This window comes from Castellaniella sp., assembly GCF_041675725.1.
In the GTDB taxonomy this organism is placed as follows: Bacteria; Pseudomonadota; Gammaproteobacteria; order Burkholderiales; family Burkholderiaceae_B; genus Castellaniella.
The window spans coordinates 1-12,569 of the sequence record NZ_JBAYTI010000070.1 but is presented as its reverse complement, the minus strand read 5'-3'; the positions used below and the strand labels follow the sequence as shown (position 1 = coordinate 12,569).

Here is a 12,569-nt window from a genome sequence, read left to right as displayed (position 1 = left end):
GCTCGTGTTCTGCGGCGGCACAGCAACGAGCCAGCCGCCTTTCCACGCCAGCTTGTAGTCCAGTTGGCTGCGGAACTCGAACCAGCCTTGGTCGAGGATGGATTTGTTCAGGCCGGACTTGGCCCGAACGTTTCTTCCCGGTGCATCTGCCGTACCTGCCGCCGACTTGGACATGTTCCGCACCTGCAAGTCCTCGATACACACTGCCGAAGGTCGCCGTCTCCAATCTTGTGAACAGCCTGAAAGGCGTGTCCAGCCGTCTTCTGCGCAAGGAACGGCCAGACATCCAGAAGCATTATTGGAAGGGCGCTCTGTGGTCGCCGTCCTACTTTGCATCAAGCTGTGGCGGCGCTCCCATTTCCATCGTGCGCCAGTACATCGAACAGCAGCAGGCGCCGCACTGAAAACCAAACCCCAGGACGGCTACGCCGTCCGCGCTATCCTTCCCCGCCCTGAACGGCGGGGCTTGTCGCGCACCGGGTCAGGCGGCGGAAATCCCGCCATTCACACTGATCGCCTGGCCTGTGATCCGGCGCGCCGCCGGACTCGCGAGAAATACGATCAGCCCTGCAAGATCTTCGGGCTGCGCCACGCCAAGGTGAGCAAGCGCGGCCGCACCGGTAAACAGTTTTTTGCTGAACGAATCGGCGAAAATCCGATCATAGGTGGCCGTGCCCTCGATGAGCGATGGCGTGATCACATTGACCCGGATTCCTTGCCGCTTAGCCTCGATTGCGAGCGTGCGCGAGAACATGACGATTGCCGCCATCGCCGCGCCAATCACCGACTCGCCTGGCGTAGCGACTTTTGCCGCGTCGGACGCAATATTGATAATGACCCCGCCGTTGCGCTCGCGCATGCCTGGCAGGACCAGATGGCTCATCAACAAAGGCGCCAGCATCTGGCCCAGTACGGTTGGGCCGATGTCGTCGAACGGCATGGCGTGGAAAAGCCGCGGCACCGCCGGCCCCACCGTCGAGTTGACCAGCACGTCGATGGCCCCCAGGCGCTTGACAGCCTGATCGACCGCACGGGCCGCCTGCCCCCCCTCATTTGCATCGGCCGCGATGAATTCGACCTGTGCATCTGGCGCATGGGCGCTGATCGCGTTGCACGCCTGCCGCCCGCGTTCTTCGTTGCGGCCAATGACCGCAATGCGGCGCACCCCAGCCTGTACGAATTGGATCGCGGTCTCGAGCCCCACCCCCGACGTACCGCCTGTGACCAGGACGCCTGCCTTTTCCAACGAAACCACCCGAACATGCGTTGCCTCTGCCATCGTCTCTACCCTTGTCAGCATGCTGACGAAATGTTCAAGCGCATGGGCCGATCGCGACCCCACTGTATATGCTATCTATACATATAGTATAGATCAATACAATATGACGCAAGCTCTTTCACTCAAATCGGTCGCCCTGTCGGGGCGTGCCGGCTGAAAATTCAATCGCTATACTAAGCACTCCATCGCCCGGTACATGGTTATTTCGCCGCAGCCGGCTGAGTGCTGCCCCTTGCTTCATAAAATCATCCGCTATCAATCGACTGGAAATCGCATGACTGAACCGATACAGCCAAAGACCAGAAACAGCACGCGCGCGCCGCAATCAAAAGCCACGTGGCCAAACTGAAACGGCGGGCTCTGGCAATAAGAAACCAGTCGCAGGCGTACGAGCGGATGGTCGCCGGCTCGTCGGTCAACCGATAGGGTTCCCGGGTATCCGTTCCCGCACACGGCCGAGGCCGCGATGTGCAAATGGATGGGGCCCAAGACAGCATTCGATGTCATTCACCAATGTCTGCTGACCTTTGGCCACTATGGGTGGTCCAAGGATCTGCCCCACCAACAGCGGCTACGGGACGTGATGGGCCTCGAGATCGGTGATGGCACGGCAGGCATCATGAAACTGATCATTGCCCGCGAGCGAATTGGCCAGGCGGCAGTGCAATACGCCCGAAAATGACCGCCGCGGGGGCGCCATGGCCATTCAATACAGCGATAGCTGCTCTGGACGGGACTGGCCCGTGTCCCCGTCCCGCACGGACACCAGCTTCGCGGCGCGCACCCCCAGCAAGCGCATGCGCTGGTCGAACTCGACCCGCTTCAGGCAGGCGCGGGCGGCCTGATGGATGGCATCGACATCCGCAATCGCCTCGGGCAGGGTGAGGTCGCGCGTGATGATGGAGAAATCGGCAAACCGCAGCTTCACGCCGATGGTACCGCTGCGCACCTGCTTGCGCGCCAGGTCCGCCGCCAGCCGCTCGCAGAGTTCGCGCAGGATGGCCGACAGCAAAGTGCGGTCGTGGCGCACGTGCAAGTCGCGCTCGAACGTGGTTTCACGGCTGATCGAGCGGGGCTCTGAATGCGTGACCACAGGCCGGTCGTCACGCCCATGAGCCACCTCGACCAGCCAGCGCGCATACGTATGGCCGAAGTGCCGCTGCAACAACGCCGGATCGGCGTGTGCCAGCTGGGCGATGGTCTGGATGCCCAGCCTCGCCAGCTTCTGTGTGGCCTTGGGGCCGATGCCATTGATTTTCGAGACGGCCAACGGCCAGATCCGGCGTTCCAGGTCGCCCGGCTGGAGAATGGTGATGCCATCGGGCTTGTCCAGATCAGAGGCGATCTTGGACAGCAGCTTGTTCGGTGAAATACCAATCGAGCAACGCAGACCGGTTGCCTGAAACACAGCCTGCTTGAGCCGGCGCGCAAGCGAGGCGCTGTCGGCCTGCAGCGGCGTGAGGTCGATGTAGATTTCGTCGATGCCACGATCTTCGACCAGCGGCGCGATCCGCGCGACCGCCGCCTTGAACAACCGCGAATAATGGCGATAGCTGGGAAAATCGACCGGCAGCAGGATGGCGTCGGGCGCCAGCCGGGCCGCCTTCATCATGCCCATTGCCGAATGCACCCCCAATTGGCGGGCTTCATAGCTGGCGGTGGTGAGTACGCCGCGGCCCACGTATCCCCCCAAACGCGCATAGGATCCTGGTTCGGGTGCGGGCCCATGACCCCCGATGACGACAGGCTGGCCGACGAGATCGGGGTAGCGCAGCAGGGCCACCGATGCAAAAAAAGCATCCATATCGAGATGGGCGATGCGGCGGGATTCCGGGATCATGGCCAAGGCACTGTACGTATCGCCAGCATTATAGGACGGCGGACCAGCTAAAATGCGCCTCAGACCCCCGGGCCCGGGTGGCCCCCACATTCAGGAGACTTTTGCTCATGAAACGACGCACTTTGCTGCTCACCCTGTCCGCAATCCTGGCCTGCCCCCTGGCAGCCACGGCGCAAAACTGGCCGACCCAGCCCATCAAACTGGTGGTCGGCTTTGGCGGCGGATCCACACCCGACATGGTCGCCCGCACCCTGGCCGAGCCGCTGTCCAAGGAACTGGGGCAGCCGGTCGTGGTCGAGAACAAGCCCGGTGCCAGTGGCAACATCGCGGCCGATCACGTGGCCAAGGCCACCGACAACCATACGCTGGGCATCGTCATCAACGGCAACCTCACCTCGTCGCAGATGCTCTACCCCGACCTGCCCTATGACCCCCTGAAAGACTTCAGCTACATCAGCCTGATCGCCACGGCGCCCCTGCTGCTGGTGACGTCGGCCGACCAGCCGGGGGGCGCCGAGTTCCTGGCCAAGGCCATCCAGGAAGGCGACCGCTGGAACTATGGCTCCGTGGGGGTGGGGTCTGTCTCGCACCTGGGCATGGAACTGCTGAAAAGCCGGGTGCCCGGTCTCGAACCCATGCAGGTGCCCTATACGGGGGGCAATCCGGCCGTGGTCACCGCATTGATCGGCGAGCAGGTGCAAATGGCCATGATGCCGCCGGGGGTGGCGATGCCCCAGGTCGAGTCCGGCCGGCTCAAGGCCATTGGCGTCACCTCCAGCGAGAAAAGCGATCTGGTGCCGGGCGTGCCGTCGCTGTCGGACGCCGGCGTGAAAGATTTCAATCTCGAGGTCTGGGATGCCCTGGTGGCGCCGGCCAGCCTGCCAGCCGATGCGCAGGCCAAGCTGTCTGATGTCGTCGTCGAAATCCTGCAGCGCCCCGACGTCCGCGAGAAGCTCTTTGCCCAGGGCTGGACCACGGTCGGCAGCACCCCCGAAGGCATGCGCGAGCGGGTCGAACAAGAAGCCAAACTGCTGGGCGACATCATCCGCGAACAAAACATCAGCCTACAGTAAAGAAACGCCGCCCGCATCGGCCTCAGGACATGGGCGGCGGGTCGCAGGGCTCGGGCAGCGGCACGACCTGCCGGGACATCGTACGGTAAAACTGCTCGAGCAACGCCAGGATTTCCTCGGCTCGATCGGCGTATTCGAACAACGCCAGGTCTCCAGCCGCAATGTACCCTTCGTCGGCCAGATACTCGAAATCGATGGTGCGATACCAGAACTCGCGGCCAACCAGGATCACGGGGATACGGGGCATTTTCCTTGTCTGGATCAGCGTCAGGACCTCGAACAGTTCGTCCATGGTGCCATAGCCCCCGGGGAACACCACCAGGCCATGCGCATGCATCAGAAAATGCATTTTACGCAGGGCGAAATACTGGAATCGGAATGCGAGTTCCGGCGTGATGTAGGGGTTGGGGTCCTGCTCGTGAGGCAGGGTGATGTTCAGGCCGATCGAGCGCGCCCCGGCGTCGTACGCCCCGCGGTTGGCGGCCTCCATGATGCCGGGCCCGCCCCCGGTCACCACCACGAAGTCACAGCGATGTGCCTGCTGGAACCTTGTTGACACCATCCGGGCAAAGCGCCGCGCTTCTTCATAGTGGCCCGCCTGTCCGACACGCCGGCGGGCCAGGGCCAGTTCCTGAGCCAGCCCGGGGTCGTCGGGCGCGTCGGCCTGGCGCCGCTCGAGCCCGGCAAGCAGGCTGCGGGCCGTGGCGGAATCCTGTACACGCGCGCTGCCAAACACCACGATGGTAGAGCGTACGCCCTGACTTTCCAGAATGCGGTCCGGCTTGATCAGTTCGAGCTGGAAGCGCAGCGGCCGCAGCTCGTCCTCGGCCAGCAGGGCCATGTCTTCGTAGGCCAACTGGTACGACGGCGACTCGAGGATGGCGCGCAAGCGTTCATTGGATTCTGGAGGCGGGTTCATGATGGATCCGAAAAAAGCGGGATGAACGGACGGCGGCCCATGCCCCGTATTCGAGCCAGGCGGGCATCAGGATACCACCTGGCCGCGCGTGGGGATCATGACATGCCAGCCCAGCCGTTGATGAAGCCGGTCGGCCAATGCCCGGGCCGCAGCTGGCTCGCCATGCACCACATAGGTCTGGGCAGGGGCCTTGCGGAATGCCGACGCCCAGCCCAGCAGGGCCGTCTGATCGGCATGGGCCGACAGGCCGTCGATCGTGTGAATCGCAGCCCGCACCGGGATCACCTCGCCAAACAGGCGTACGCGATCTACGCCATCGACCAGCCGCCGCCCGAGCGTGCCTTCCGCCTGAAACCCCGGAATCAGCACACTGCACTCGGGGCGCGCCAAATGGTGGCGCAAATGATGCCGGATACGCCCGGCATCACACATGCCGCTGGCCGATATGATGATGATCCCCGAGCGGATCTGGTTGAGCGCCATGGATTCTTCTACGCTGGCCGTGAAATACAGGGATGGCAAATCGGCCGCACACGCGCGCCACTCGATGAGCTCACGCGTCGGTTCGTCGAACAGCTCCAGGTACCGATACGTAATGCGGGTCGCGTCGGTGGCCATGGGAGAGTCGACGAATACCTTCAGGTTCTTGAGCCGGCCATCGCAGGTGAAGCGATGCAGCAAATACAGCATCTGCTGCGTGCGGCCCACCGCAAAGGCCGGAATGATGACGTTGCCTTCACGTTCGAACAGCGTACGCTGGATCACCTCGACCATGTCGTTTTCGGTCTCGGCCAACGGCGGATGCAGGCGGTCGCCGTAAGTCGACTCCATGATCAGCAGGTCCGCCTCGTCGATTGGCGTGGGATCGCGCACAATGGGCCGATTGGGCTGCCCCAGGTCGCCACTGAACACGAGCTTGGTGGTTCGGCCGTATTCGGTGATCCAGAGTTCGATGATGGCCGACCCGATGATGTGCCCTGCATCCCGGAAACGGCATCGGACCCCCTCGGCGGGCGAGAAAATTTGATCGTACTCGACGCACCGGGCCAACTTCAGGCTGGCCTGGGCATCCGCGAGCGCATATAGCGGCGGGCGGGTGCGCCGGTCGCCAAAGCGTCGCGCATTGCGTGCGGCATCGGTTTCCTGGATGTGCGCACTGTCGGGCAGCATGACGCTCAGCAGGTCGACCGTGGCGGCCGTGGCATAAATGGGGCCTTTGAAGCCGTCGCGCGCAAGCTTGGGCAAGAGCCCGCTGTGGTCGATGTGCGCATGGGTCAGGAGCACGAAGCCGATGCCCGCCGGATCGAAGGCGAACGGCTGGTGGTTCCTGGCAAGCGCCTCGCGACCGCCCTGGAATAGGCCGCAATCGATCAAAAACCGGACACCGGCTGCTTCCATCAGGAAACAGGACCCGGTGACCTCGCCCGCGGCGCCCAGGAAGCTCAATTTCATCTGCGTCGATCCGCCGTCTGTCGATAATCGTGGAATAGTAAGCCACGACGGAGAAACGTGCCCGGCTGGCTTGCTGGACCCGCGCTGCCTGTGTTCAGGCGATCAAGCCACCCACAGGGCATTCGGGATCGAAAAATCGATTTCCGGAATCAGGCGTTTTTCATCAATGCGCCGTGTCGGGGCCGCCCCGCAGGCAGGCCGTGGCGCGGCGCGCGAGCAGCGATTCGCGGCGGATGAAGTCGGCGATCTCGGGGTTGGCGGGGTGATGATGCAGGCCATACGGCGTATCCCACTGGGCCAGGCATTGGCACTGCATGATCCCAATGCGGTCGGCGATGGCAAAGGCCTCGGCCTGGTTGTGCGTGACGACCAGCGCCGTGCGGCCGGCCGACTTCAGGATGTCGCGCAATTCGTACGCCAGCTTTTCGCGCGCATCCACGTCCAGATTGGAAAACGGTTCATCCAGCAACAGCAGGTCGGGCTCGGGCGCCAGCGCGCGCGCCAGCGCGACCCGCTGCTGCTGCCCGCCGGACAGCTCGTGTGGATAGCGCCCGGCCAGCGCCCGCAAGCCAACGAGCTCGAGCATGCGATCCACCTGCTGGCCACGCCGCGACGCCGCCGTACGCCGCAGACCGAAGGCCACATTCTGCTCGATGCTCAGGTGGGGGAACAGCGCATAATCCTGGAACATCATGCCCACGCGCCGGTGTTCGGGCTCAACCCGCAGACGCGGGCTCGAAATCAGCCGGCCCGCCACACGGATCTCGCCCGCATCCAGCGGCTCGAAACCGGCAATGGCACGCAGCACCGTGGTCTTGCCGCAGCCCGAAGCCCCCAGCAAACAGGCGATCTGCCCCGCCTCCAGGCCTAGGCTCAGTCCCTGCACCACAGGCTGGCGGGCGCGGGCCACGGGGTAACTGACAGAAATACGATCCAATTCAAGCATGGTGTTCATGACGGTTGTGTTGTTGTACGCGTGAGAGCATGATCAGCGGGATGAGCCCTGCGAGCACGATCCCCAGCGCGGCGATGGCCCCCTCTTCGTAGGTTCCACGGGCCGCCTCGCCATACAGCCAGGTGGCCAGCGTTTCAAAATTCATGGGCCGCAGCAGCAGCGTCGCCGACAGCTCTTTCATACTGTCCACGAACACCAAGAGCGCGGCCGTTGCCAAGGCTGGCTTGAGCAAAGGCAGATGCACCCGACGCAAGGTCCCATTCAGGGTTTCATTCAACAAGCGCGCCGCCTGCTCCATGGAGGCAGGGATCCGTGCCAGGCCGGCCTCGACGCTGCCGACGGAGATCGTCAGGAAGCGGATGACGTACGCCACGGCCAACACCAGCGGTGAACCCATGAGGATCAGCCGCACGGAATCGAGCCCGAACAAATCCCGCAACCAGACGAGCGCGTGATCGAGCGCCATCACTGGAAACAGCAGGCCGATGGCCAGTACCGTCCCGGGCAAGGCATAGCCCAGCGTAGCCAGGCGAGGCAAGGCCTGCTGCCAGCGCCGGGGCCGGATCATGATGTGGGCGCTCCAGGCCACCACCAGGCCAAGGGCCAACGTCAGCAGCGTGGCCCACAGGCTGATGGCCACTGTATTCCAGCCAGCGCGCAACAGCTGGACCGAAGGCGGCCCTTCCTGGGCGAGCCGCCCGACCGTCTGCTGGAGCAGGTAGACCGCAGGCACGAGAAAACCGATCACGACCGGGGCTGCGGCCAGCAGGGTTGCCAACCCGGCCTGGACACCCTCCAGGCGCCTGGGCCGCAAGGGGTGGGCCCGGCGGCCGGCCGAATAGCGCAGCCGCTGGCGGCCCCGGCGCTCGGCTGCGATCAGGGCGATCACCAGACCCAGCATCAGCAGGGCGATTTGTGCGGCACCCGCCAGATCCGAACGGCTGACCCACGTCGTATAAACCGATACCGTCAACGTCTGGATGCCCAGGAACTCGGATGCGCCAATGTCATTCAGGGTTTCGAGCAGTACCAGGCTCAGCCCCACGGCCACCGCCGGGCGGGCGAGCGGCAGAACCACCCGGAAAAAGGTGCTGCGCGGGCCATGGCCCAGCAGGCGCGAGGCCTCGATCAGGCTGGCGGCCTGAGTGGCGAACATGCTGCGCGTCGTCAGGTACACGTAGGGATACAACACGAACCCCATCAATACAATGGCGCCCGGCAGGTTGCGCAAATCCGGCAAGCGGAACTCGCGCGGGCTGTCATAGCCCAATGCCCAGCGCAAGGCGCCCTGCACGGGGCCGATCGGATGAAGCACATCCAGGTAGGCGTAGGCCACGATGTACGTGGGCACGGCCAGGGGCAGCATCAGCGCCCAGGACAAGGTGGTCCGCCACGGGAAATCGTAGGCCGTCACCAGCCAGGCGCCCCCCACACCCAACGCGGCACTGACCGCACCCACCCCGATGAGCAGCGTCACGGTCTGCACGAATGCATGCGGCAGCACGTGATCCAGCAGATGCGCCCAGTGCCCGGGCGAGCCTTGAACCGCCAGCACCAGCAACGACAGTACCGGTGCCAGCACGGCAAAACCCGCCAGCAGCATCCCGAAATGCCACAGGCGGGCCTGCTGGCGCGAATTCGACGACAAGCCGATCAATGCGGTCTGCTCGGCATGGCCTTATTGATTCAGACCCACCTTGTCGACGAGCTCACTGGCCTGCCGGCGATGCCGGGCGATCTCTGTCAAAGGCAATGCATCCACCTGCAACACGCCAAAACTGGCCACGACCGGGTCCAGCTCGACCCCCGCCTTCACCGGGTACTCGTAATTGGCCCGGGCATACAGGCTCTGGGCCTCATCGGACACCAGGTATTCGAGCAATTGCACGGCCTGGTCCGGATGGGGCGCATGACGGGCCACGGCAGCCCCCGAGATGTTCACGTGCGTGCCACCCGACGCCTTGAATGAAGGGCGCACCACCTTGATGGCGTCGCCCCAGCGATACGCATCCGTCCCGGGTTCGGCATTCTTCATGCGCCCGACGTAATACGCGTTGGCGAGCCCGATATCGCAGATGCCGCCCAGGATGTCGCGCGCCACGTCGCGATCGCCCCCGGTCGCCGGGCGGCCCAGATTGGCCTTGACGCCACGCAGCCAGTCTTCGGTGGCCTCGGCCCCGTCATGGGCGATGAGCGCCGCGATCAAGGCGGTATTGTAGGGATGTTGCCCGGAGCGGATGCAGACCTTGCCGCGCCATTGCGGGTCGGCAAAGTCTTCGTAGTGCAATTGATCGACATCCAGGTCTTTGGCCACGTACGCGACCCGATCGCGCAGCGACAAGGTATACCACTGACCATCGTCGGCCCGCAGATGCGCGGGTATCGCGGCATCCAGCGTCTCGGAACGAATCGGCTGGGTGACCCCCCCGTCGACCAGATCCAGCAGGTTGCCGATGTCCACCGTCATCAGCACGTCGGCGGGCGATTGTTCGCCTTCGGCGCGCACCCGCTCGAGCAGCCCATCTTTGACGAACACCGTATTGACCTGCACGCCGGTTTCCTGGGTGAAGGCGTCCAGCAGGGGTTGGATGAGCCTGGGCTCGCGCGTGGTGTACAGATTGACTTCGGCGGCCATCGCACTGGATGCCGCCAGCAGCGCCAGCCCGACGGATAGGGTGCCCAGCCGCTTGAGCCGTTGATACAGGGATGCGCGGGGATGACGCATGGGAAAACCTCGCAGATCTCGGGGATCAAATGGTTGAATGAGAATGAGTATCAAAAAGGATTCGATGCAAGAGTAACCGAGACACCTGCACAAGTAAAGTGGTTATAGCGCCACAGGCAGGTAGCCCTGCCCCCTGGATTCGCTTTCAGTGCTCCGACGCGGGTGGGTAGCGCAGCGTGCCATCGGGCTGAACCCTGGCGCCGCGCGTGAGCGTAGCGGGCACCCCGTGATCCGGCCCCATGATGTGGGACACTGCGATGCCTTGTGCAAGAAGGTAGTCGCTGACGATGCGCCGATGGCAGCGCCACCACACGGCTTCGGCACACATGATGGCGCAACGGCGCTGGCGCGCCAGCCCGATGAGCGTATCGAGCCCCTGCTGGAACTCGCGGCCCATGGCGTAATCCGCATAGTGGTGAAAGCTCGCGTTTTCCCAGAAGCCATTGACGTCCGGACTGATCGTCTTGGACGCGGGCCGCAACCCGCCCAGCGCGGTCAAGTGCACATACTCGATCCCATGCGCCCGCAGGGCGGCCGGCAGGCTGTCCTGATTGAACTGGGGATTGGTGCGCGAGCGCGGCACCGTGCGGATATCGACGAGCTGCTCGATCGCCGCGCCCTGCAGCAGGGCGATGAATGCCGGCAGTGCCCGGGTCGAGTGGCCAATGGTATGAATGGGGTGTGGTGCAATCTGTTGGGGCATCATGGTGAAGGGCGTGCTGTATCTTGTGCGGAGGTGGACCCTGCCCGCGCCGGGTCGCTTGGACGTGGCCAGGGCGGCAAGACCCTGATCGGCGGGCGGGCCGGACCGGCTGCCAGCCGGATCGCCTGGCACAGCCCGGCAAATTCTGTCTCTTGCATGGCCGGGTCGAACCAACAGTCGAAGCGCGGCGCCAGAAAAACCTGCTCGGGGCGCATGGCCAGGGCCTGCGTCACATGCTGCGCATGCGCGACGGCTGTCGACACCTGGAAACCCGCATCGGCCAGGGCGGCCAGCGTCCGGAATTCGCGTTGTGGCCCGATCCCCAGGCCATCCAGGGTCAGTGCGTACGCCGGCTGGTATTGCATCACCGACGGCAGGTTGACCACACGCCTGAGGCCGAGCCGACGCAGAGCGCCCGCCACGTCGGGTAGACGTAGAAAAGGATCGGCCAGAAACAGCGCCACGACCGGCCCACTGGCGCCCGCATCAGAAACGGAGGCCCCGTGCACTCGTGAAAGCGCCGCGAGCAGATCCGCGTTGTGGTCGCGGTTGGGCAACAGGCCGGACAGTTCGACCGACAGGCCGTCGACTTGCGCGATGCGCGGGTACAGGATGTCGGCTGCACCCCACCGGGCGACCAAGCCGCCGCTGCCGTCCAGCATTCTGCGCCGCAGGCGTCGCCCTTGTTGTACGGCATCCGCCAACAGCGCCCGATCCGGATCACCCCGCGCGACCATGATCAATGCGCATCACGGGCCAGCAGCAGCCCGCGGAACCGCTGTGCCGCGAGACGGGCGAATTCCGGATCATTGATATGCAATGGCAGGCGCTCGACGTGACAGCGGGGGTTATGCGCCGCTTCGATGGTTTCAGTGGCGGCCGCAAACAATGCCGCATCGGCTTCGGGGTCGAAGAACGGCCCGCCCTCGATATCCAGGGCCGAGACCCCTTTTTCGGGAATCAGCAGGTGCAGCGGCCCGGTGGCGCATGCCAGGCGCTGGCCGATCCAGGCGCCGACCTGACGCGCCTCGTCGGCCGTAATACGCATCAGGGTGACGTTGGGATTGTGCCGATGGAACAGCCGGCCGGAAAACCGGGCCGGGATGGTCTCGGGCGCCCAGAAATTGACCATGTCGGTGGCGCCCAGCGAGGCCACACACGGCAGCCCCTGGCGGATCAGGCTCTGGAAGCGCTCGGATGTGGCTGGCAGCACCCCGCCGAACAGCAGATCGCAGACCTCGGTCGTGGTGATGTCGAGCACCCCATGCAAGACCTGCTCGTCCATGAGTTTTTCCATGGTCCGCCCGCCCGCCCCCGTGGCATGGAATACCATGCATTCGAAATCGGCCTGCAGCGCCGCCTGCAACTGGTTGATGCAGGGCGTGGTGACGCCGAACATCGTGAGCGCGACGGCCGGCAACCGCGGTTCGGATGGCGACACGGGCAGCGGCGTGCGCATCCCCAGCACCGCCTGCGCGGCATTGTGCAGGATCTGCCGTGAAATGCGGTTCAGCCCGGACAGATCCGTGACCGCCGGCATCATGATGATGTCTGAAATGTCGACGAAGCCGGAGGTGTCGCCCGAAGCCAGCGTAGACACCATGAATTTGGGCAGCCCGATCG

11 protein-coding genes and 3 pseudogenes are annotated in these 12,569 nt (G+C 64.3%); 3 read left to right on the top strand and 11 right to left on the bottom strand.

Annotation, left to right across the window (positions count from 1 at the left end; genetic code table 11):
• Positions 1–204 (bottom strand): annotated as a pseudogene (locus WCZ84_RS12025) (cytosine methyltransferase); the annotation flags it as partial.
• A 2-nt stretch (positions 205–206) separates the two neighbouring features.
• Between WCZ84_RS12025 and tnpA the strand changes: the two are divergent.
• Positions 207–404, top strand: a pseudogene (gene tnpA, locus WCZ84_RS12020) (IS200/IS605 family transposase); the annotation flags it as partial.
• Positions 405–481: 77 nt separating this feature from the next.
• Here tnpA and WCZ84_RS12015 read toward each other — a convergent pair.
• Positions 482–1,279: an SDR family NAD(P)-dependent oxidoreductase gene (locus tag WCZ84_RS12015; protein WP_372686517.1), complete on the bottom strand. Its 798-nt coding sequence runs from the start codon at positions 1,277–1,279 to the stop codon at positions 482–484.
• Positions 1,280–1,724: 445 nt separating this feature from the next.
• Here WCZ84_RS12015 and WCZ84_RS12010 point away from each other — a divergent pair.
• Positions 1,725–1,961, top strand: a pseudogene (locus WCZ84_RS12010) (acyl-CoA dehydrogenase family protein); the annotation flags it as partial.
• Positions 1,962–1,985: 24 nt separating this feature from the next.
• Here WCZ84_RS12010 and dinB read toward each other — a convergent pair.
• A complete protein-coding gene (dinB, locus tag WCZ84_RS12005; protein ID WP_372686516.1) occupies positions 1,986–3,119 on the bottom strand; it encodes a DNA polymerase IV in 1,134 nt (377 codons plus the stop codon).
• Positions 3,120–3,226: 107 nt separating this feature from the next.
• Here dinB and WCZ84_RS12000 point away from each other — a divergent pair, with 107 nt between their 5' ends.
• The gene (locus tag WCZ84_RS12000) at positions 3,227–4,192 is read left to right on the top strand and encodes a Bug family tripartite tricarboxylate transporter substrate binding protein (protein ID WP_372686515.1); all 966 of its coding nucleotides are present in this window, start codon (positions 3,227–3,229) and stop codon (positions 4,190–4,192) included.
• A gap of 22 nt (positions 4,193–4,214) precedes the next feature.
• On the opposite strand, the gene WCZ84_RS11995 is transcribed toward WCZ84_RS12000, so the two are convergent.
• From WCZ84_RS11995 to WCZ84_RS11960, 8 genes are all read right to left on the bottom strand, one after another.
• A complete protein-coding gene (locus tag WCZ84_RS11995; protein WP_372686514.1) occupies positions 4,215–5,111 on the bottom strand; it encodes a TIGR00730 family Rossman fold protein in 897 nt (298 codons plus the stop codon).
• 66 nt (positions 5,112–5,177) lie between these two features.
• Positions 5,178–6,563 (bottom strand): MBL fold metallo-hydrolase RNA specificity domain-containing protein, encoded by a 1,386-nt coding sequence (locus WCZ84_RS11990; protein ID WP_372686513.1) that lies wholly within the window; start codon positions 6,561–6,563, stop codon positions 5,178–5,180.
• Between the two features lie 163 nt (positions 6,564–6,726).
• A complete protein-coding gene (locus WCZ84_RS11985) occupies positions 6,727–7,518 on the bottom strand; it encodes an ABC transporter ATP-binding protein (protein ID WP_372686512.1) in 792 nt (263 codons plus the stop codon).
• Entirely contained in the window at positions 7,502–9,121 is a 1,620-nt protein-coding gene (locus tag WCZ84_RS11980; RefSeq protein ID WP_372686518.1) for an ABC transporter permease, read from the bottom strand. The genes WCZ84_RS11985 and WCZ84_RS11980 overlap by 17 nt, the downstream gene beginning before the upstream one ends.
• 75 nt (positions 9,122–9,196) lie before the next feature.
• Positions 9,197–10,243, bottom strand: a complete 1,047-nt coding sequence (locus WCZ84_RS11975; protein WP_372686511.1) for a Fe(3+) ABC transporter substrate-binding protein — start codon at positions 10,241–10,243, stop codon at positions 9,197–9,199.
• A gap of 145 nt (positions 10,244–10,388) precedes the next feature.
• A complete protein-coding gene (locus WCZ84_RS11970; RefSeq protein ID WP_372686510.1) occupies positions 10,389–10,949 on the bottom strand; it encodes a DUF488 family protein in 561 nt (186 codons plus the stop codon).
• A complete protein-coding gene (locus WCZ84_RS11965; RefSeq protein WP_372686509.1) occupies positions 10,946–11,683 on the bottom strand; it encodes a hypothetical protein in 738 nt (245 codons plus the stop codon). The genes WCZ84_RS11970 and WCZ84_RS11965 overlap by 4 nt, the downstream gene beginning before the upstream one ends.
• A 2-nt stretch (positions 11,684–11,685) precedes the next feature.
• Positions 11,686–12,569: Tm-1-like ATP-binding domain-containing protein (locus WCZ84_RS11960; RefSeq protein WP_372686508.1), on the bottom strand; the 884-nt coding region annotated here is incomplete at its 5' end.

Bases quoted from the DNA above. Each gene is read 5' to 3' on its own strand.
- WCZ84_RS12015 (WP_372686517.1), bottom strand. From the start codon at position 1,279: ATGGCAGAGGCAACGCATGTTCGGGTGGTTTCGTTGGAAAAGGCAGGC.
- dinB (WP_372686516.1), bottom strand. From the start codon at position 3,119: ATGATCCCGGAATCCCGCCGCATCGCCCATCTCGATATGGATGCTTTT.
- WCZ84_RS12000 (WP_372686515.1), top strand. From the start codon at position 3,227: ATGAAACGACGCACTTTGCTGCTCACCCTGTCCGCAATCCTGGCCTGC.
- WCZ84_RS11995 (WP_372686514.1), bottom strand. From the start codon at position 5,111: ATGAACCCGCCTCCAGAATCCAATGAACGCTTGCGCGCCATCCTCGAG.
- WCZ84_RS11990 (WP_372686513.1), bottom strand. From the start codon at position 6,563: ATGAAATTGAGCTTCCTGGGCGCCGCGGGCGAGGTCACCGGGTCCTGT.
- WCZ84_RS11985 (WP_372686512.1), bottom strand. From the start codon at position 7,518: ATGAACACCATGCTTGAATTGGATCGTATTTCTGTCAGTTACCCCGTG.
- WCZ84_RS11980 (WP_372686518.1), bottom strand. From the start codon at position 9,121: ATGCTGCTGGCGGGTTTTGCCGTGCTGGCACCGGTACTGTCGTTGCTG.
- WCZ84_RS11975 (WP_372686511.1), bottom strand. From the start codon at position 10,243: ATGCGTCATCCCCGCGCATCCCTGTATCAACGGCTCAAGCGGCTGGGC.
- WCZ84_RS11970 (WP_372686510.1), bottom strand. From the start codon at position 10,949: ATGATGCCCCAACAGATTGCACCACACCCCATTCATACCATTGGCCAC.
- WCZ84_RS11965 (WP_372686509.1), bottom strand. From the start codon at position 11,683: ATGGTCGCGCGGGGTGATCCGGATCGGGCGCTGTTGGCGGATGCCGTA.